This is a genomic window from Staphylococcus condimenti (assembly GCF_001618885.1).
GTDB classification, from domain to species: domain Bacteria; phylum Bacillota; class Bacilli; order Staphylococcales; family Staphylococcaceae; genus Staphylococcus; species Staphylococcus condimenti.
Window position 1 is genome coordinate 2318460 of the sequence record NZ_CP015114.1, and the last position, 18790, is coordinate 2337249.

Genomic DNA, 18790 nt, shown 5'->3' on the forward strand with positions numbered 1-18790 from the left:
CTTTCGGGTTCAATACATGACAGCTGTCCGTTATTTTTATATTTTCCAATAAGAGATACATTCATCGATTAATGTATTGGCTGGTTCAGATAATTTTCGCTGTTCTAAATAATTGATATAAATGGTCCGTTCAATCGACGGTTTGATTTTGACAGCATTTAAATGATTGGCCGAAAAAGATTGATAATAAAAGCGCGGGATGATGGTATAACCTAATCCACGATGCACAAATGTGGTTGCTGCTTCAAAACGATCAGTTTCTAACACAATATTAGGATGGATATTTAAATGCTTAAAGTACTCATCAAGATGCTTTCTTACTTGGTATTGACGATTCGGCAAGATGAGCGGGAGATGCTGCAAGTCGTCTGCTTTTTGAACAGATTCTTTAATTGCATCTTTTGGTGTAATCAAAACATACGGCTCATTGTATAAAGGTACAGAAACAATACTATCTCGTTCTATTTTTTCATTAGACAATGCAAAGTGCACATCGAAATTCAACAAGCTTGAAATAATAGTTTCCATACTATGCTGCTCCAAGATTTGATAACGTTGTTTTTCATACTCATGATGATGCTGCTGTATGACCATCGCGATCCAAGAACTTGTGGATTCTAAAATAGAAAAATTTATTCGCGGCGCATCTGAAATATTCAAATCATACATACGGTCTAAAGTTTTATGATAGGTATCTACAAGAGATTGAGCATATTTATAAAACTGAATACCTTTTTCAGTAATTTTCAATTCTTTAGTCGTTCGAATAAATAAAGGATAACCTAAATCTGCCTCCATTTTTTTAATAGAAGTGGTTAGTGAAGGTTGGCTGATATGTAAAAATTGAGCGGCTTTTGTAAAGCTGTTATAACGAACTACAGCTAAAAAATATTCCAGTTGTACGATTTTCATAGTCAAAACAGTCCTTTCAATTTTTAATTAAAGATGTATTAAGTTCTGCTTTAAATTATAAAGTAATTTGAAAAAACATGTGATATATTTACAATTTGCAAGCTACTTGAAACGCTTTTATCAAAGGATTTAAACCTACTTATAGTTTTAAACTATGAATAATTAGTTTATTTATATTTGATGCTTATATTTTAGCATATTATACTTATGATGTGAGGCAAGGGATACATCAAACAATTCAGACTGAATTTTTGGAAAATTCAAGAAATAAGATTAAGTTCTATTCTCTTATTGAAATGGCAAATTGAGACGATATCGGCGTTAATCTTTTTTGTTGAACTTTCTTAAGATGTTATCCGCTTGCTATCTTTTCCTAGGAGAAATCAAACACATGATTTTTCGAAAGCAAGCAAAAGTACATAAGGGGTTAAAACGTACTTTCGAGTGCTTGCAGCACATCGACAACTATATACCAGATTCAGTGAATAGTATGATATGGAGCTTAAGTCATCTAGGTTCAATCATAGTCAGAGCTTTCACATACTTGTAAAACAAAGGGGTGTCAAGTATGAAAACTGAAGCAAACTTATTATCTGAAGAGATGGAACTCCAATCTAATTCAAAAACTGCCCAAAGTGAAAAAGGGGTAAAAATGTGGCGGTTTTACGTATTTAGTTTTATTGGAATTCTATGCTTCTTCGTTCCAGTGACAATCGGCGGGACAAATACTATTATTGTCGACCATGTACATTTATGGATCAGACAGCTGCTTGGTCCGGCAATGCCTTATGTAGCGTTGCTTTTGATTATAGCTGGAGCAGGATTGCCCATCGTCAGGCAAGATTTTAAAAAATCAGTGACTGATTTTGTCATTGTCCTTTTTAAAGTGCTTGGTGCAGTCATCGGTATCATGTATGTATTTAAGATTGGTCCAGCATTACTTTTCAATCAAGATTATGGCCCGTTCTTATTCGATAAATTAATGTTGCCGTTAAGTATTTTGATTCCGATAGGTGCTGTTGCACTTTCATTATTAGTAGGTTACGGATTGCTTGAATATATCGGCGTTTTGATGCAGCCGGTTATGCGTCCGCTCTTTAAAACGCCAGGTAAATCAGCAGTTGATGCGGTAGCTTCTTTCGTAGGAAGTTATTCATTAGGACTACTGATTACGAATCGTGTTTATAAAGATGGTATGTATAACAAAAAAGAAGCGGTTATCATTGCGACTGGATTTTCAACAGTATCAGCAACTTTCATGGTTATCGTAGCCAATACATTAGGTTTAATGGAACACTGGAATTTATTCTTCTGGAGTACATTAGTGATCACTTTCGCAGTCACTGCTATTTCCGCTCATTTACCGCCGATTCGCGGCGAGTCAGAAAAATACTATGAAGGTCAAGAAGGAGAGAAGGAAGTAGAAGTGACTGGCAGTCGATTTAAAGCAGCATACGACGAAGCTAAACGTCAATCTTATAATTCACTTCCATTGCTGAAAAACATTTGGCTGAACGTTAAAGATGGACTTGAAATGACGGTGGCGATTTTACCATCTATTTTGTCTATCGGTTTTGTCGGATTACTTTTAGCAAACTTCACACCGATTATTGATTGGTTAAGTTACATTTTCTATCCATTTATCTATATCTTCCCGATAGATGATAAAGCATTGCTGGCAAAAGCTTCAGCAATTTCGATTATTGAAATGTTCTTACCATCATTAATTGCAGTCAAAGCAACAATGGCTGTGAAGTTTGTGACAGCAATTACAAGTATTTCTGCAATTATTTTCTTCTCTGCATTAGTACCTTGTATTTTAGCAACGGATATTAAGATCCCAGTTTGGAAATTAGTATTTATCTGGTTCATCCGTGTTGCTTTAACACTATTGATTGCAATTCCATTCGCGTTATTAATTTTTTAGTAAATAAATGAAACAAAGGAGAGATTGATTATGACTAAAGAGGTAACTGCAAACGGCAGACAAATCAAAGCAAAAAAAGGTTTAGAAATCGAATGTAAAGGATGGGAACAAGAAGCGGTTCTACGAATGTTGTATAACAACTTAGATCCAGAAGTTGCAGAACATCCTGATAAATTAGTAGTTTATGGCGGTATTGGTAAAGCAGCCAGAAACTGGGAAGCATTTGATGCAATTGTCGATACATTACGTCGTTTAGAAGATGATGAGACAATGTTGGTACAATCTGGTAAGCCTGTTGCTGTTTTCAAAACACATAAAGAAGCACCTCGTGTGTTACTTTCAAACTCTGTGTTAGTACCTAAGTGGGCTAATTGGGAACATTTCCATGAATTAGATAAAAAAGGCTTGATGATGTACGGTCAAATGACTGCAGGAAGCTGGATTTATATCGGTTCTCAAGGTATTGTTCAAGGTACTTATGAAACATTTGCAGAATTAGCAAATCAACACTTCGGCGGTTCATTAAAAGGTACAATTACATTGACTGCAGGATTAGGCGGTATGGGTGGTGCACAACCGCTAGCAGTAACAATGAATGAAGGTGTTGTAATCGGTGTAGATGTGGATCCTACACGTATTGAAAAACGTATTGATACGCGTTATTGTGACATCATCACTTATTCTTTAGATGAAGCATTAGAAAAAGCGCAAGAAGCGAAAGAAGCAGGCAAACCATTAGCAATCGGTTTAGTGGGTAATGCACCTGAAGTTTATGAAGAAATTTTAAAACGCGACTTCCCGATTGATATCATTACTGACCAAACTTCAGCACATGATCCATTAAATGGTTATGTTCCAGAAGGTTTATCTTTAGAAGAAGCGGATAAATTACGTGAAGAAAATCCAGAACAATATGTGAGATTATCTTCTCAATCAATGAAAAAACATGTATCTGAAATGTTAGAATTCCAAAAACGCGGTGCTGTAGCATTCGACTATGGTAATAACATTCGTCAAGTTGCTTTTGATGAAGGAGAAGAACATGCATTTGACTTCCCAGGATTCGTTCCAGCTTATATTCGTCCATTATTCTGTGAAGGTAAAGGACCTTTCCGTTTCGCAGCATTAAGTGGGGACCCTAAAGATATCGAACGTGCTGACCAAGCAATGCGCGAGCTTTTCCCTGAAGATGAAAAATTAATGCGCTGGTTGGATATGGCAAGTGAAAAAATTGCATTCCAAGGGTTACCATCTCGTATTGCTTGGTTAGGCTATGGCGAACGTGCAAAAATGGGATTGAAATTGAATGAACTTGTAAGAAATGGCGAAATTTCAGCACCGATTGTTATCGGTCGTGACCACTTAGATTCAGGTTCAGTAGCATCACCTAACCGTGAAACTGAATCAATGAAAGATGGTTCAGATGCAGTAGGTGACTGGGCAATTTTAAATGCTTTAATTAATACAGCAGCAGGCGGTTCTTGGATTTCATTCCACCATGGCGGCGGTGTTGGCATGGGCTATTCATTACATGCTGGTATGGTTGTTGTTGCCGATGGTTCAGACCGTGCAGAAGAACGATTAAAACGTGTATTAACGACAGATCCGGGTATGGGTGTAGTAAGACACGCAGATGCAGGATATGAAATTGCGATTGAAACAGCGAAAGAAAAAGGTGTCGATATTCCAATGTTAAAGGAGCAAGATTCTAATGAGTAATGATTTAGTAATCCAAAATATTGCACAATTAATTTTACCGAAAAAAACAGATAAACCGTTAAAAGGTAAAGAACTTGATCAATTGAATGTGGTAGAAGACGGAACAGTTGTTGTAGACAACGGTAAAGTTGTTTATGCTGGTCCGCATTCAGACGAATATGAAGGTAAAGAAACAATTGATGCGACAGGCAAAGTTGTTTCACCTACTCTAGTAGATGCGCACACGCATTTAGTATTCGGCGGTTCAAGAGAGCATGAAATGGCATTAAAACGCCAAGGCGCTTCTTACTTGGAAATTTTAGAACAAGGCGGCGGCATTCTTTCTACAGTAAAATCAACACGTGAAGCTACTGAAGAAGAACTGTTCAAAAAAACAGATAAAGCATTACGTGAAATCATGTCTTATGGTGTATTAACTGTAGAAAGTAAAAGTGGCTATGGTTTAGATAAAGAAAATGAATTGAAACAATTAAAAGTTTCTCATGAACTTGAAGATAAATATGGTATTACTATGAAACACACTTTCCTAGGACCGCATGCGGTACCAGAGGAAGCGGAATCTAGTGAAGCATTCTTACAAGAAATGATTGACTTGCTTCCAGAAGTGAAAGAGTATGCTGACTTTGCGGATATCTTCTGTGAGACTGGAGTATTTTCAGTTGAAGAATCTAGAAAATATATGCAAGCAGCAAAAGATTTAGGCTTTGATGTAAAAATTCATGCTGACGAAATTGATCCATTAGGCGGATTAGGATTAGCAATCGATGAAAATGCAATTTCTGCAGACCACTTAGTTGCTTCAAGCGAAGAAGATAAAAAAGCATTGCATGATAGTAATACAGTCGCTGTGTTATTACCAGGTACAACTTTCTACCTTGATAAAGAAGGCTATGCAGACGCACGCGGCATGATTGATAATAATGGTGCTGTAGCAATTGCATCAGACTTCAACCCAGGTAGTAACGTGACTAACAATCTTCAATTGGTAATGACAATTGCCAGCTTGAAATTGAAATTATCTCCAAATGAAGTTTGGAATGCAGTTACAGTTAACGCTGCTAAAGCGATTGATGCAGATGCAGGTACGTTAGAAACTGGCGATGACGCAAACTTCGTTATCTGGGATGCGCCAAACTATGAATATATTCTTTATCATTATGGTATCAACCATGCTGAAAATGTATATAAAGACGGAGAATTATTTATCGATAATACAATCAAAGTCAACACTGAATCTGAAAAAAGCAAAGCTTAATATTTAAACAAATAACATGGGAGCTGCGATACTTGAAAATACAAGTATTGCAGCTCTTTTTTGATGTGTATTTAAGTTCTGTTCTCTAAAATATTCTGACAACTATGTTAAGATATAGGAATATAGAAAAAGAAGGGGAGAGCAATCGTGAGAGTTGAACGTTATGCAGAAGAGTGGCAAGGAAATATTAAAGATAACGTATTTGCAGGTATTCTAATTGCTCTTTCAGCATTGCCTGGTGCGATTGCTTATTCATTTATAGTCGGCATGAATCCATCTATCGGCTTATTGAGTATGGGGATTATGACGATAGTACTCAGTCTGACGGCCGGACGTACATTGATGATTACTGGTCCAAGCAGCGGTATTGCTTTAGTAGCAGCACCGCTTGTAGCCAGCCATGGACCGATGTATTTAATTGCTGCCAGTATGGTAATGGGTGTTTTACAAATACTATTTGGAATCTTTAAAGTAGGTTGGTTGATTGATCGTATCCCTATAGCAGTTGTTATTGGTTTTATGAACGCATTAGCGCTACTTTTAATGTCTTCTCAGGTGCCGAGTATATTCGGTATTTCAACTGCAACATACATTTTTGCGATACTTTCTTTTTTAATCATTTGGCTTGTACCGCGCTGGATTAAATTTATACCAGCACCGCTTATTTCAATTATTATTTTAACCATTATCGCACATACAATTCACCCTCATTTGAAATATGTGCATGATTTAGCAGATATTCATGTGGTGATTCCGAAGTTGCAATGGGAGGTTCTGCCGTTATTTACTAATACACATGCTTTATCAGTTATTCTTGGTTATGGATTGACGATGGCGATAGTCGGTACACTGCAATCTCTTTTAACTGCTAAAGCGTTAGATGTTTTAACAAATGTAAGAAGCAATGAAAATCAAGAATCTATGGCACAAGGATTAGCTAATTTTGCTTCTGGTTTGTTTGGTGGTTTTGGCGGCAGTGCATTAGTAGGACAATCTAAATTTAATGTGAAAATAGGGGCTACAGCACGTTTTTCTACTTTAGTCACGGCATTTTTCTTATTGCTCACTATCTATGTATTAGGTCCTGTAATTTCATTGATTCCCATGGTAGTGTTGGCTACGGTTTTAATATCAATCGCATTTAACACTTTTGACAGAAGAACTTGGATAGCAATTAAAAAAGCGCCTGTTCAGAATACAGCGACTATTTTAATCACAATGATTGTCACTTTGACTACAAACAACTTAGCTTTCGGTGTCATTTCCGGGACAATTATCTATTTTATCGTTAATTTTTTCAAAAAAGGATGGGATAAAGATGACAGACATCAATCAAGTTAAAGAATGGAGACGTACATTTCATCGTTATCCAGAAGTATCATATAAAGAGTTTGAAACTACAAAACGTATTCGTCATATTTTAGAGGAAAATAATATTAAAATTGTAGACTATCCGCTTCAAACTGGTCTTGTTGCTGAAGTAGGTCAAGGGGATACAGTTGTGGCTTTACGCACAGACATTGATGCATTGCCGATAATAGAACAAAACGAAAGCGATATTCAATCAACTGCTGAAGGCGTAATGCATGCATGTGGACACGATATTCATATGGCTACTATCTTAGCAGCAACGATGAAATTAAAGGCACAAGAAGCAACATTGCCCGGGCGTGTGCGTATTTTATTCCAAGCAGCTGAAGAAGTAGGAAGCGGTGCACAACAAATGGTAGAAGCGGGTGTGTTAGACGGTGTAAAAGCAGTCACAGGATTTCATAATGATCCCACATTAAAAATCGGTGAATTTGCGATAAAAACTGGTGCGATGACATCAGCAGTAGACCGTTTTGCGATTCATATTCAAGGTAAGGGCGGACATGCAGCAAAGCCGGAAGAAAGCAATGATCCAATGATTATCTTAGGCCAGCTGATGACTAGTGTTCAATCTATCGTCAGCCGAAATATCTCAGCATTTGATTCAGCAGTTGTCACAATCGGTGAAGTATCAGCAGGCAATACATGGAATGTCATCCCTGATCAAGCATACATGCAAGGAACAGTGCGAACTTTTAGTGCAGAAACGAGAAAGAAAGTTGAAGAACGCTTGCAAAAATTATGTGATGGACTTGCGAAAGCATTTAATGCTGAGATTAATTTAGAGTATATTCACTTGCCGAATGCTGTTATAAATGATGAAGTATTAACACAAAAGGCGGTTGAAGCTGCAGAAAATACAGGATATCAAATCAAACATCTGACAGAACCTAAAACAATCGGAGAAGATTTTTCGGCAATGAGTGATGCGGTACCTGGTGTGTTTGCATTCATAGGTTCTGAAAGCAATTATGATTTACATCATCCTAAATATAGTCCGGACGAACGTATTTTAGAAAAAGCGCCTGACTATCTTGTAGAATTAATTCAAAAAATATTTTAATGTGTGTATGAATGGATTTTGACATGAAGGGTATAAGAAAACTATCAAACCAAAATAGGAGTGATAGGAATGGCACTTCAAGATCCACGTAAAAAATTTACAGATAAAGATTTTCCAAAACAAGAACAACCTTGGCCAGGACTTCAAAAAGATATGGAGCCTAAACCAGATTGCGGTGAGGAATCTTATGTAGGACATGGTCGTTTAGAAGGTTTGAAAATGTTAGTAACAGGTGGTGACTCAGCAATTGGACGTGCTGTCGCAATTGCATATGCAAGAGAAGGCGCATCTGTTGTAATTAACTATCATCCAAAAGAAGAAGACGATGCACAAGATGTGAAACGTGTTATCGAAGATAAAGGCGGTACTGTTTATTTACTGCCAGGTGATATTACGGATGAAGACTTTAACTATGAACTTGTAGAATTTGCTAATGATCGACTAGGCGGATTAGATAATGTCACATTAGTTGCAGGTTATCAGCAATATCATGAAAAATTTGAAGATTTTAAAACAGAAGACTTTACAAACACTTTCCAAACTAATGTTTATCCTATTTTCTGGACAGTACAAAAAGCTTTAGAATATTTACAACCAGGCGCTACAATTACAACAACAACGTCTATTCAAGGCTATGATCCTAATCCATTATTGCATGACTATGCAGCAACAAAAGCAGCGATTGTTTCATTAACAAAAAGTCTTGCGAAAGAATTAATCGAAAGAGGCATCCGTGTTAATTCAGTTGCACCAGGTCCATTCTGGTCACCTCTGCAAATTTCAGGCGGACAACCTCAAGATAAAATTCCAGAATTCGGTCAACACTCAATGATGGGACGTTCTGGACAACCTGTTGAATTAGCCAGCACGTATGTACTTTTAGCTTCAGATGAATCAAGTTATACTACTGGACAAGTGTATGGTGTGACAGGCGGCAAACAAATTAACTAAGACAAAAATTGATAAAAGAATATATTTTGAATATACAACCCTCGACAAAAAGTCGGGGGTTTAAGATTGCGGTCAAGACTGTCATTCGTTATTAAGTTTTGAGATATAAACAGTTTGTTGGTAATTATTTATCATTTTTTCTAAGATTAAGACACTAATATAAATTGAGTGAGGTGCAAGTATGAAGCAATTTGATCCAAATGAGTTAACTCAAAAAGACAATTATAAATTATTGAGCGGAAGTGTGCTGCCGCGTCCAATCGCTTTTGTGACGTCTCAAGATAAAGAAGGCAATATCAATGCAGCGCCATTTAGCTTCTTTAACGTGGTAAGCAGTAATCCACCAATGATTATGATTTCTACAGGACATCTCAATGGCAAACGTAAAGATACATCAGTAAATATCGAAACGATGGGAGAGTTTGTTGTACACATTTCTCAACTTTCAATGATTGAAGGGATTAATGAGACAGCAGCGCCTCTAGCGCCAGAAGAAAATGAGCTAGAACGTACTGATTTTAAAACAGTCCCTTCTAGTATAGTAGATGTGCCGGCGATAGAAGGTGCAAGCATCCGTTTTGAATGTAAATTAGATCGTCTTATTGAATTAGGAGATGACGAATCAGGAAATGATTTAATAATCGGACGCGTTGTACAATACCATATAGATGATGATGTCTATATGGATCCATACAAGATTGATGTAAAAGCATTACAGCCTGTAGGTCGTTTAGCAGGCAATGATTATGCGAAATTAGGAGAAGAGTTTGTGATTCAACGTCCTACTGAATAATCTATTAATAAATAGTTAAACTTTTGACGATTGACGCAAATCGGTTTGCGTGATAAGTTTAAAAAGATTCAAAATTTAAAAATAAATATTGCTTATCAAGAGAGGTGGAGTGAAGGGCACTTTGAAGCCTCGGCAACATGGAAATGCGTGTGCCAAATCCCATAGCGATAATTGCTAAGAGATAAGATATTAAATATTTGTCCTTTTTTCTTAGCTGAGAAAAAAGGACTTTTTATTTATCAAATGAGAGGTGTAGAAGAAAACATGGCTGAAGAGAAAAAGAAAGGTAATGCTTGGGCACTGATTCCTTTGATAGTATTTGTCGGTTTATTTTTAGGGGTCGGTATTATCACAGGTGATTTTACTAAAATGCCGTTGAATATTGCGATTACGATTGCAGTGGTTGTAGCATTACTTATGAATCGCAAACAAAAATTTGCAGATAAAGTTGAAGTTTTTACTAAGGGTGCAGGACATTCTAATATTATTTTAATGGTTCTCATCTTCGTGTTAGCAGGTGCCTTTTCTAAGGTGACTGAAGATATGGGCGGAGTAAAATCAACGGTTAATCTTGGTTTATCACTCATTCCAGGAAACTTGTTGATTATCGGTTTATTTGTCATTTGTATGTTTGTGTCTATTTCCATGGGGACATCAGTAGGTACAGTTGCTGCGATTGCACCTGTAGGATTTGGAATTAGTCAGGCTACTGATATTCCATCTGCGCTTGCAATGGCGACAGTAGTAGGCGGAGCGATGTTCGGTGATAATCTGTCCATGATTTCTGATACAACGATTGCTGCTGTTCGTACACAAAATACACGTATGAGCGACAAGTTTAAAGTGAACTTCCGGATTGTATTGCCTGGAGCGATTATATCGATGATTATTTTAGGTGTATTGACCCACAGTGCAACAATCAGCAGTTCGAAAGATTATGATTTTGATCTTGTAAAAGTAATTCCATATTTATTAGTATTGATTTTGGCACTTATTGGCATCAACGTCATCATTGTATTGATCGGAGGCACAATACTTTCAGGTATTATTGGACTGTTAGACGGTTCATTTAACTGGATAAAATTCTTAAAAGCAGCCTCTGAAGGTATGATTGGTATGGAAGACATTGCGATTATCGCATTAATGATTGGCGGTTTAATTGGATTAATTCAACATTATGGCGGTATTACATGGCTGTTGAATTTTGTTAGAAGCCGGGTAAAATCTAGACGCGGTGCAGAAATTGGGATTGCAAGTTTAGTCAGTGCAGCAGATATTTCTACTGCTAATAATACAATTTCAATTTTGATGGCAGGTCCATTGGCTAAAAATATTGCTGATGAATATGATATCGATCCTAGAAAATCAGCTAGTATTTTAGACATTTTCGGTAGCTGTTTCCAAGGATTATTACCTTATAGTCCTCAAGTTATTGCAGCAGCAGGTGTAGCAGGTATTTCTCCATTTATGTTGATGCCTTATTCGATATATCCAATTATACTTGGTGTGAGTGGCTTAGTAGCAATTGTTTTCAATTTGCCACGATTGAATAAAAAGAAAGATAAAAAAGCAGCATAATTAATTTTTACTTTCACACAAGAAAAATGTTAAAGTAATCATGTTGCAATACTTGTATTAAACAGTACATTCCATAAGGTTTTTCAGATTGATTACTTTGGCTTATGTGCGAGAAATGCGTTAAAATAATGTTGAGTGTGAAAGTAGGTGACGACAGAGTGGCAAGATATAACATAGAAAATGATGTGGTAGTTATTTCTTTGGAACGATTAATGCGTATCAATCCTGAATTGATTTATCAAGCATGGACAGATGCGGATATTATGAGACGTTGGTTTATGACATCGAATCGATCAAATAAATCTATAGATCTCATTCCAGAAGAAGGCAGACGTTATGAAATCGTTGATGAACGAAATGGCAAAATCAATAAAATTACAGGTGTTTATCAAGAATTAGAAGCACCGAATCGTATTGTGATGACAATCGGAATGCCTGAGCTTAGTGATAAAGAAGATACTATTGAAGTTGAAATCTTTGAGCGTGAACCAGGTTCTGATATTACACAAATGAATTTCCGATATACTGCTGTTGTTCCGAAAGAACGACGCTGGACAACGTTGGAATATAAACAACAAAAAAAAGAATATCATGATTCAACTGCACATGGATTTGAAAATATGTTTGTGAAATTACAAGATATTTTGACAGAGATGCAGAAGGAACAAGAAGAATTTTAAATGAAAAAGAAGCGGTACATCACTAATATAGTGAACATGTACCGCTTCTTTTCATGTATTATACTGTTTCTTGTCCGCGTTTGTTCCAAGTTAAAATAAAGCTGAACATTGCAAGTAAGCTAATAATTGTTAATAAAATAAAGCCCACATCCCAGCCAAAGTGATCAACAACAAACCCAAGTACAATATTTGCCATCACTGCACCAAATAGATAACCAAATAATCCAGTTAAACCAGCCGCAGTTCCAGCCGCTTTTTTCGGTACATAATCAAGTGCCTGTAAACCAATCAGCATAACAGGACCATAGATTAAGAAACCGATAGCAACTAATGAAAGATTGTCAATCCAAGGGTTACCAGCTGGATTCAACCAATAAATTAGCACGAAAATAGTTACACCTAACATAAAGAAGAAACCTGCAGGGCCACGTCGTCCTTTGAATAACTTATCAGATAGCCATCCGCATAATAATGTTCCAGGAATACCAGCCCATTCGTACAAGAAGTATGCCCATCCTGATTCTTTCATGTCAAAATGTTTTTCTTCGCTTAAGTAGACTGGCGCCCAATCCAATACTCCGTATCGTACAAAGTAGACAAAAATATTTGCAAATGCAATAGCCCACACCCATTTGTTATTCAAGACATATTTGAATAATATTTCTTTTGTCGTCAACTCTGTTTCCATTGTTTCTTTTGACGCATTCGGATAATCATCGCGATATACTTCAATAGGAGGAAGACCTTGAGATTGAGGTGTATCTCTAATTAAAAAGAAAGAAATAATAGCAATAACAATTGCGAATACAGCAGGATAGATAAATGCACCTTCAAAGCCTTTTAAGTAGCCGAAATTATAAAGTGCAGTCATAGAAATACCCCATGTTGCAATCGGAGCCATTAAACCGCCGCCGACATTATGTGCAACATTCCATAAAGCAGTTTTACCGCCACGCTCACTTACGCTGTACCAATGCACTAAGACACGTCCAGATGGCGGCCAGCCCATGCCTTGGAACCATCCATTTAAGAAGAGCATGATAAACATAATCAGAATTCCAGATGTAAAGAACGGTACAAAACCAAGAAGTAAATTGACGATGGCAGTTAAAATTAAGCCGAGGCTTAAGAACACACGCGCATTACTCCTGTCACTGACCATCCCCATTACAAATTTACTGAAACCATAAGCAATGGAAACAGCAGATAGTGCAATACCTAACTCACCTTTGCTGAATCCTTGGTCAATTAGATCTGGCATTGCTAATGAAAAGTTTTTACGCAGCAAATAATATCCTGTATAACCGATAAAAATCCCTAAAAACACTTGAAACCTTAATTTTTTATATGTATTGTCCACTTCATCACTCGGTAAAGGTTTCCGGGGAGAAGGGGGCTTTAAAAAATTAAACATAGAAACGCCTCCTTTTTTACAAAACATTAACACTATTTTAATATTTAATTTACAAAAAGACAACGCTTCCATGAAATTTACATAATAGTGGCAGATTATTTTAGAAATTCATAAGTTGAAGTCAGGCTCATCTTGGATATTCAGAAGTGGTTTTATATCTTCATTATCATCTTTAAACGCCTTTGCTTGTTGTTAATTTCAATCAAAATCTAATTAGCTCAAGAACCAAATTTTTTGATTCTGTAAAAGGCTAGTCCATTAATTACACAAGTTATTACAATGTCTAGAAAGACAGAAAAGATATCTAATGATATTATTATTCTTTTTTATTTCTACTAGACCTACTAAAAACGCTATAATTACGATTATTAATGGTAATAATAAAGATTTAATAAGTTCAAAATGTCCTCATAATGAAAAAGAAGACTTCCATCGTAAATATGAAAATCTTCTTTATATTAGGGTTAGAAAAAATTTGAATGATTTTGCTACTGCTTAATATTTCTATTAGTCATTTAATGAATAAAAAGGGGTTTCTTTAACATTTTGGCCGCCTTTTAGGATAGCACGATTTAAATGCATTGTTTTACCATTGTTATTTAAAGTGAAATCGCCTTTAATAATGATTTTATTGTCATCAGCAATCGAGATTTCGGTTTGCTCATGATGTTCGTTAGGTTTTCCATCTTTTCTGTCATATTCTAAAGCACCACTTGGACATAACTCTACTACGCGTGCAATGTCGTCTGCTTCTGCCTTTTCTGGATCAATCCATGGACGTTTTTTGGTATCGAATACTTGATTTAAATTGTTTACACATTCTGCGGCATGAATACATCGATTAGGGTCAAAAGAAACATCAATATTCTCACTAGTATAAGTTTTTATCATTTTTAACACTCCTCAAATTAGGGTATATATTAAAATTAAAATACCACATTTTATTAAGGTTTAAAATTTATACGAATTAGCATGATATGATTATATTTATGTATTGTGGATTATATAGTTATTTATTGTTTTTGTTTGACGCAATGTGTATGATAAACCTAATATATTGAAGGAGTGAAGACGGTGGAAGTTAAACATGGTACGAATAAGTTTTACATTGGAGAAAATGAAGATAATTTTAAAGCACAAATGACTTATGTTCCTACAAATCCGGAAATGTTCATTATCGATCATACTGAAGTCTCAGATGAATTACGCGGACAAGGTGCGGGTTATAAAATGGTTGAAGCTGCAGTAAATTATGCTAGAGAAACAAATAAAAAAATTGTGCCTTTATGTCCGTTTGCGAAAAGTGTATTTGATAAAACACCTGAATATGCAGATGTGTTAAAGAAATAGATTGATAAAAATTTTGAAGAAAAATATAGATAAATTTAAAAGACGATGAAAAATATAGATGTTTTCATCGTCTTTTAAATATCAAATTCTAAAAAGAACATTTCTCGAGAAGAAACATTCTAAAAATTAACTACTATGAAATTGTGCTGTGCTTATATTGAGCAACTCTTGGACGGTAGTTCACACATAAGACATCAATGTTTTGGGTAGCTAATGCATGAATTAATTTAGAAATAACTTTTGGTGTACAAGAAATGTCGATATATTGTTGTGTCAAAATATAATTAATATCTTCTTGGTGCGTCATGAACTGCATAATGTCAATAATCTTGTCTTTAATGAATACATCTTGTAAGCCATCGATTTTAAGTTTGAAATGCATCATTGCTTCAATATTTGCTTCAGTTTGGAAAATAAATTCTTTTTGAGATAAAGGTAAGACTTGGTAAATAGGATAATTATGGAAACTAAGGAAACTGATAAAATAAGGCAAGTTGCATTTAGAAATATGAACTTTCAATACAAGCTGTTGTCTGATTTTCATGAATTCAGTTTGAACAGCGTGACTGCTTTGAAGTTGTTTGCATTCGTTGAGTAGGTGTCTGCGTTTTAGCCATGTCGATAAGTTTCCGATATTAATAATAAATGTGTCATATTTATCTAAAAACATAGACGATTCCTCCAGGAGATGTAAGATGGATTTGATTTCAAAAGAGGTAATATTAATACGTGCTGTTTCAAATTCATTTAAATTTTACCACGCTTTAATTGAAATTTCACTAGGACTTTTGTACGAATCTATACTGGAAATGAACGAGCCTAAATGAACTTAATAGAAATAATATATGATAAGATAAAGCTAAATCTAAATCATATTGGAGGAGTATTTAGAGATGAAATATAGAGCAGTTGTATTCGACTTTGATGGGACAATTATTGATACAGAACAACATCTATTCGATACAATTAATAGACATTTAGAAATGCATGGGAAGTCGCCTATTTCTCTTGATTATTATCGTGCATCTATCGGTGGTGCCGCTTCTGAATTGCATACATATTTAGAAAATGAAATTGGAAAAAAAGAAACAAAAGCACTATATGATGACCATCATACAAACAGCACCCACTTACCTATGATTGAAAACGTTCGAAAGTTGATGGAAAGTCTCGAAAAGAAAAGTATTCCAATGGCAATAGCTACAAGCAGCAGTCGTTCTAATATACAACCGGCTTTAGAGTCTTTGAATCTACCAGAGCGAATGTCAGTGATTGTTGGAAGAGAAGATGTGGATGAAGTAAAACCAGCACCGGATTTATATTTGAAAGCAGTACAAGGTTTGAATTTAAATCCTATCAGCTGCTTAGCAATTGAAGATTCAGTGAATGGTGCAACAGCAGCTGAAGCAGCAGGACTTGGCGTTGTTGTTAACACAAATGCTATGACAGAATTAATGGATTTTGATGGACTGCAATTAGCAGGTAAGAATATGACTGCTGACCAAATAGATACTGAATTTTTTAATTAAGCAGGTGAAACTATGATTATTTTATTTTTCCTTGCAGGGCCTATCATTATTGCGATTGGCAATTTGGTATTGGGACCGATATTTAATAAAAAAATACCGATGAATGTTCGTTTCAGAGCGTTTATGGTAGGATCAACGATTTATCTCATTACTGCATATATATGTTATATCTTAATTTTAAAAGGAAAATTATAAAAAAGAGACTTGCTTATGCTGATATTATCAACAAAAGCAAGTCTCTTTGTTTTTCTTATTTTGTTGCGAAATATAATCCTACTACGACTAATAAAAGCAATATTGCATCTATACCTATCATTAAAGCGCGGCGTGATGTTGCTTCGCCATTTTCTTTTAAGCGTTTATACATTATATAATTCGGTATGAGATTTGCAATTAATAGAATGATTACGAGTATAATGAGTATTATTTTCATTCAGAATCTCCATTTCTATCTTTTGATAACAAGTCCCAGAGAAAGGCGATGATAATTCCGATAATTACACCGGTGCCTACCCCGATTTTCATATGACCAGTTAATTGGCCGATTACGATACCAAGAATAACTGTAATAGGAAGGACAATACCAAATTTTATTTTTCTAGCAGGAGAAGTCAACGCACTAAACATTGCAATATAACATATCCCGAAGACAAGTGCTGCACCAATAGACAGCAACAGAGTATGCATCAAAGGAGCTTGACTGCCCATGCGATTCAAGAAAAAGAATAATGCTCCGAAGATAAATGTATATAAGATAGCACGAGAGACAAGTTGTTTAGACATTACTGACGTCTCCTTTCAACATGATTAGTCAAATTATAACATATCAATAGAAAGGACTTATATAAATCATTCTTTTTCGAATTGATGATGATCATTTAAGAAAGCATAAAATAGACCAATAATCAGACCGCCACCAATATAGTTACCAATAAATGCAGCGATAATATTGAGCACAGCAGGCCAGAAATGTAAAACATCAACATTATAGACAATACCGCCGATAAATAGACACGCATTATAAACTACGTGTTCGTAACCCATAAATGCGAATACGGCTACACCGAACATCATGACAAACATTTTAGCTAAAATATCATCAATCTGCATCGCAATTACTAATGAGATATTAATAAAGAAGTTGGCAAAAATACCTTTAGCTAACAATTGCAAGAAACTTGCAGTCATTGTTTTATGATGAATCACTTCAGAAAGCTGTTTCATCATATCAGGAGTCATACTATCACTCATACGCAATATTAAGAAGAAAACCAATGCGCCTAATATGTTACCTAGGAAACACAGCATAAATATTTTGAATACCCGCCAAGGTTTGATAACACGATAATACATTCCTACTGTAAAATACATAAAGTTGCTGGTTAACAACTCAGAGTTTGTAAATAAAATCAGCACCAACGCAAAACTGAAGGCAATCGCGCCGACAATATTTACGATTCCCGCATTAGTATGATCGATTAAGCTTGCTTTGATTGCGAGTACAAAGACTGAAATAATACTAATAATAAAACCGGCCATCATCGCACGAAGTAAATAACGGCGCATAAATGTAGCTTGCAGTACATCTTTCGTACGAATTGTTGAAACGACGTCTTTAACCCACTGACGTCCATAAAAAACTTTATCCCAACGAATATTCTTTTCATTCATCTTGCTTTCTCCTAACATTGTGAAATACAAGATTTAGTATAAGGTGTGAAGGTATTTTTGTGAATACTTTCACAAATAAGTTTTGAAATTTTTTTTAGAATATGTCATTTTCGTGAATAAGAACATTAAATCTATGAAAATTTGGGTAAAGCACATGAATTAAGGTATTAGAAGTATTTTAAATTCCGAGCAACTTAGTAAATATAATAAAAAAGAAAGAATTCTAAAAGAATGATAACAAACTATTATACCGAAAGTTCAAAAAGTCAGATTGCAAGTTAAACAAAAGACGTGCTATAATATCAAAATAATATGAAACTCTTATAAAAAGGCATGAAAATAATAAAAGATCAATAATGGGTATTTTAAGTTATTTTTAAGCTGATAAGGACTAATATTTTTATGAGTGCAATTTACACGAATTCCTATGGTGACTATGTTGCAATTTGATTGCAAATAAAAAAATGAAAGCGCATACATAAAAGTGTAATTTTTATGTTTTCATCATAGAAGTTTATAGTATAATTAAGCTCATTAGGCATAGAAGCTACTTTCGATATGACAAGAGAATTAGTGC

19 protein-coding genes and 1 riboswitch are annotated in these 18790 nt (G+C 35.3%); of the genes, 12 read left to right on the forward strand and 7 right to left on the reverse strand.

Annotated elements, in window-relative coordinates; translation table 11 throughout:
- Positions 1-36: 36 nt before the first annotated feature.
- Positions 37-912, reverse strand: a complete 876-nt coding sequence (locus A4G25_RS10980; RefSeq protein ID WP_047131480.1) for a LysR family transcriptional regulator — start codon at positions 910-912, stop codon at positions 37-39.
- Positions 913-1513: 601 nt separating this feature from the next.
- Between A4G25_RS10980 and A4G25_RS10985 the strand changes: the two genes are divergently transcribed.
- The 9 genes from A4G25_RS10985 (at position 1514) to A4G25_RS11025 (ending at position 12249) form a co-directional block, all read left to right on the forward strand.
- Positions 1514-2839 (forward strand): YjiH family protein, encoded by a 1326-nt coding sequence (locus tag A4G25_RS10985; protein ID WP_232011962.1) that lies wholly within the window; start codon positions 1514-1516, stop codon positions 2837-2839.
- Between the two features lie 30 nt (positions 2840-2869).
- The gene (gene hutU, locus A4G25_RS10990) at positions 2870-4558 is read left to right on the forward strand and encodes a urocanate hydratase (RefSeq protein ID WP_047131478.1); all 1689 of its coding nucleotides are present in this window, start codon (positions 2870-2872) and stop codon (positions 4556-4558) included.
- On the forward strand, positions 4551-5813 hold the full coding sequence (hutI, locus tag A4G25_RS10995; protein WP_047131477.1) for an imidazolonepropionase: 1263 nt from the start codon (positions 4551-4553) through the stop codon (positions 5811-5813). The genes hutU and hutI overlap by 8 nt, the downstream gene beginning before the upstream one ends.
- Positions 5814-5960: 147 nt before the next feature.
- On the forward strand, positions 5961-7154 hold the full coding sequence (locus tag A4G25_RS11000) for a SulP family inorganic anion transporter (RefSeq protein WP_047131476.1): 1194 nt from the start codon (positions 5961-5963) through the stop codon (positions 7152-7154).
- A complete protein-coding gene (locus A4G25_RS11005; RefSeq protein ID WP_047131475.1) occupies positions 7132-8247 on the forward strand; it encodes an amidohydrolase in 1116 nt (371 codons plus the stop codon). The genes A4G25_RS11000 and A4G25_RS11005 overlap by 23 nt, the downstream gene beginning before the upstream one ends.
- A gap of 69 nt (positions 8248-8316) precedes the next feature.
- Positions 8317-9198: an SDR family oxidoreductase gene (locus tag A4G25_RS11010; protein WP_047131474.1), complete on the forward strand. Its 882-nt coding sequence runs from the start codon at positions 8317-8319 to the stop codon at positions 9196-9198.
- Positions 9199-9379: 181 nt separating this feature from the next.
- Positions 9380-9991 carry a flavin reductase family protein gene (locus A4G25_RS11015; protein ID WP_047131473.1) on the forward strand — a complete coding sequence of 204 codons (612 nt, stop codon included), beginning with the start codon at positions 9380-9382 and terminating at the stop codon, positions 9989-9991.
- Between the two features lie 89 nt (positions 9992-10080).
- Positions 10081-10179: riboswitch (SAM riboswitch) on the forward strand.
- Between the two features lie 76 nt (positions 10180-10255).
- Positions 10256-11569 (forward strand): Na+/H+ antiporter NhaC family protein, encoded by a 1314-nt coding sequence (locus A4G25_RS11020; RefSeq protein ID WP_047131472.1) that lies wholly within the window; start codon positions 10256-10258, stop codon positions 11567-11569.
- Positions 11570-11727: 158 nt separating this feature from the next.
- Complete coding sequence (locus A4G25_RS11025) at positions 11728-12249, forward strand: SRPBCC family protein (protein ID WP_047131471.1); 522 nt, start codon at positions 11728-11730, stop codon at positions 12247-12249.
- A gap of 58 nt (positions 12250-12307) precedes the next feature.
- Here the strand turns inward: A4G25_RS11025 and glpT are convergent, their stop codons facing one another.
- Entirely contained in the window at positions 12308-13663 is a 1356-nt protein-coding gene (gene glpT, locus A4G25_RS11030) for a glycerol-3-phosphate transporter (RefSeq protein ID WP_047131470.1), read from the reverse strand.
- A 507-nt stretch (positions 13664-14170) separates the two neighbouring features.
- Positions 14171-14554 carry a (4Fe-4S)-binding protein gene (locus A4G25_RS11035; protein WP_047131469.1) on the reverse strand — a complete coding sequence of 128 codons (384 nt, stop codon included), beginning with the start codon at positions 14552-14554 and terminating at the stop codon, positions 14171-14173.
- A 183-nt stretch (positions 14555-14737) separates the two neighbouring features.
- On the opposite strand from A4G25_RS11035, the gene A4G25_RS11040 reads away from it, so the two are divergent.
- Positions 14738-15013 (forward strand): GNAT family N-acetyltransferase, encoded by a 276-nt coding sequence (locus A4G25_RS11040; RefSeq protein WP_047131468.1) that lies wholly within the window; start codon positions 14738-14740, stop codon positions 15011-15013.
- Between the two features lie 133 nt (positions 15014-15146).
- Here the strand turns inward: A4G25_RS11040 and A4G25_RS11045 are convergent, their stop codons facing one another.
- Complete coding sequence (locus A4G25_RS11045) at positions 15147-15683, reverse strand: hypothetical protein (protein WP_047131467.1); 537 nt, start codon at positions 15681-15683, stop codon at positions 15147-15149.
- Positions 15684-15906: 223 nt separating this feature from the next.
- Here A4G25_RS11045 and A4G25_RS11050 point away from each other — a divergent pair, with 223 nt between their 5' ends.
- The gene (locus A4G25_RS11050) at positions 15907-16542 is read left to right on the forward strand and encodes an HAD family hydrolase (RefSeq protein ID WP_047131466.1); all 636 of its coding nucleotides are present in this window, start codon (positions 15907-15909) and stop codon (positions 16540-16542) included.
- Between the two features lie 12 nt (positions 16543-16554).
- Positions 16555-16737 carry a hypothetical protein gene (locus tag A4G25_RS11055; RefSeq protein ID WP_047131465.1) on the forward strand — a complete coding sequence of 61 codons (183 nt, stop codon included), beginning with the start codon at positions 16555-16557 and terminating at the stop codon, positions 16735-16737.
- A gap of 55 nt (positions 16738-16792) precedes the next feature.
- Here A4G25_RS11055 and A4G25_RS11060 read toward each other — a convergent pair whose 3' ends face one another.
- The 3 genes from A4G25_RS11060 to A4G25_RS11070 all read right to left on the reverse strand — a co-directional run bounded on the left by A4G25_RS11060 (position 16793) and on the right by A4G25_RS11070 (position 18213).
- A complete protein-coding gene (locus A4G25_RS11060) occupies positions 16793-16975 on the reverse strand; it encodes a hypothetical protein (RefSeq protein ID WP_047131464.1) in 183 nt (60 codons plus the stop codon).
- Positions 16972-17325, reverse strand: a complete 354-nt coding sequence (locus A4G25_RS11065; protein WP_047131463.1) for a hypothetical protein — start codon at positions 17323-17325, stop codon at positions 16972-16974. The genes A4G25_RS11060 and A4G25_RS11065 overlap by 4 nt, the downstream gene beginning before the upstream one ends.
- Positions 17326-17391: 66 nt before the next feature.
- Complete coding sequence (locus tag A4G25_RS11070; RefSeq protein ID WP_047131462.1) at positions 17392-18213, reverse strand: formate/nitrite transporter family protein; 822 nt, start codon at positions 18211-18213, stop codon at positions 17392-17394.
- Positions 18214-18790 lie beyond the last annotated feature (577 nt).

Bases quoted from the DNA above. Each gene is read 5' to 3' on its own strand.
- A4G25_RS10980 (WP_047131480.1), bottom strand. From the start codon at position 912: ATGAAAATCGTACAACTGGAATATTTTTTAGCTGTAGTTCGTTATAAC.
- A4G25_RS10985 (WP_232011962.1), top strand. From the start codon at position 1,514: ATGGAACTCCAATCTAATTCAAAAACTGCCCAAAGTGAAAAAGGGGTA.
- hutU (WP_047131478.1), top strand. From the start codon at position 2,870: ATGACTAAAGAGGTAACTGCAAACGGCAGACAAATCAAAGCAAAAAAA.
- hutI (WP_047131477.1), top strand. From the start codon at position 4,551: ATGAGTAATGATTTAGTAATCCAAAATATTGCACAATTAATTTTACCG.
- A4G25_RS11005 (WP_047131475.1), top strand. From the start codon at position 7,132: ATGACAGACATCAATCAAGTTAAAGAATGGAGACGTACATTTCATCGT.
- A4G25_RS11010 (WP_047131474.1), top strand. From the start codon at position 8,317: ATGGCACTTCAAGATCCACGTAAAAAATTTACAGATAAAGATTTTCCA.
- A4G25_RS11015 (WP_047131473.1), top strand. From the start codon at position 9,380: ATGAAGCAATTTGATCCAAATGAGTTAACTCAAAAAGACAATTATAAA.
- A4G25_RS11020 (WP_047131472.1), top strand. From the start codon at position 10,256: ATGGCTGAAGAGAAAAAGAAAGGTAATGCTTGGGCACTGATTCCTTTG.
- glpT (WP_047131470.1), bottom strand. From the start codon at position 13,663: ATGTTTAATTTTTTAAAGCCCCCTTCTCCCCGGAAACCTTTACCGAGT.
- A4G25_RS11035 (WP_047131469.1), bottom strand. From the start codon at position 14,554: ATGATAAAAACTTATACTAGTGAGAATATTGATGTTTCTTTTGACCCT.
- A4G25_RS11045 (WP_047131467.1), bottom strand. From the start codon at position 15,683: ATGTTTTTAGATAAATATGACACATTTATTATTAATATCGGAAACTTA.
- A4G25_RS11050 (WP_047131466.1), top strand. From the start codon at position 15,907: ATGAAATATAGAGCAGTTGTATTCGACTTTGATGGGACAATTATTGAT.
- A4G25_RS11055 (WP_047131465.1), top strand. From the start codon at position 16,555: ATGATTATTTTATTTTTCCTTGCAGGGCCTATCATTATTGCGATTGGC.
- A4G25_RS11060 (WP_047131464.1), bottom strand. From the start codon at position 16,975: ATGAAAATAATACTCATTATACTCGTAATCATTCTATTAATTGCAAAT.
- A4G25_RS11065 (WP_047131463.1), bottom strand. From the start codon at position 17,325: ATGTCTAAACAACTTGTCTCTCGTGCTATCTTATATACATTTATCTTC.
- A4G25_RS11070 (WP_047131462.1), bottom strand. From the start codon at position 18,213: ATGAATGAAAAGAATATTCGTTGGGATAAAGTTTTTTATGGACGTCAG.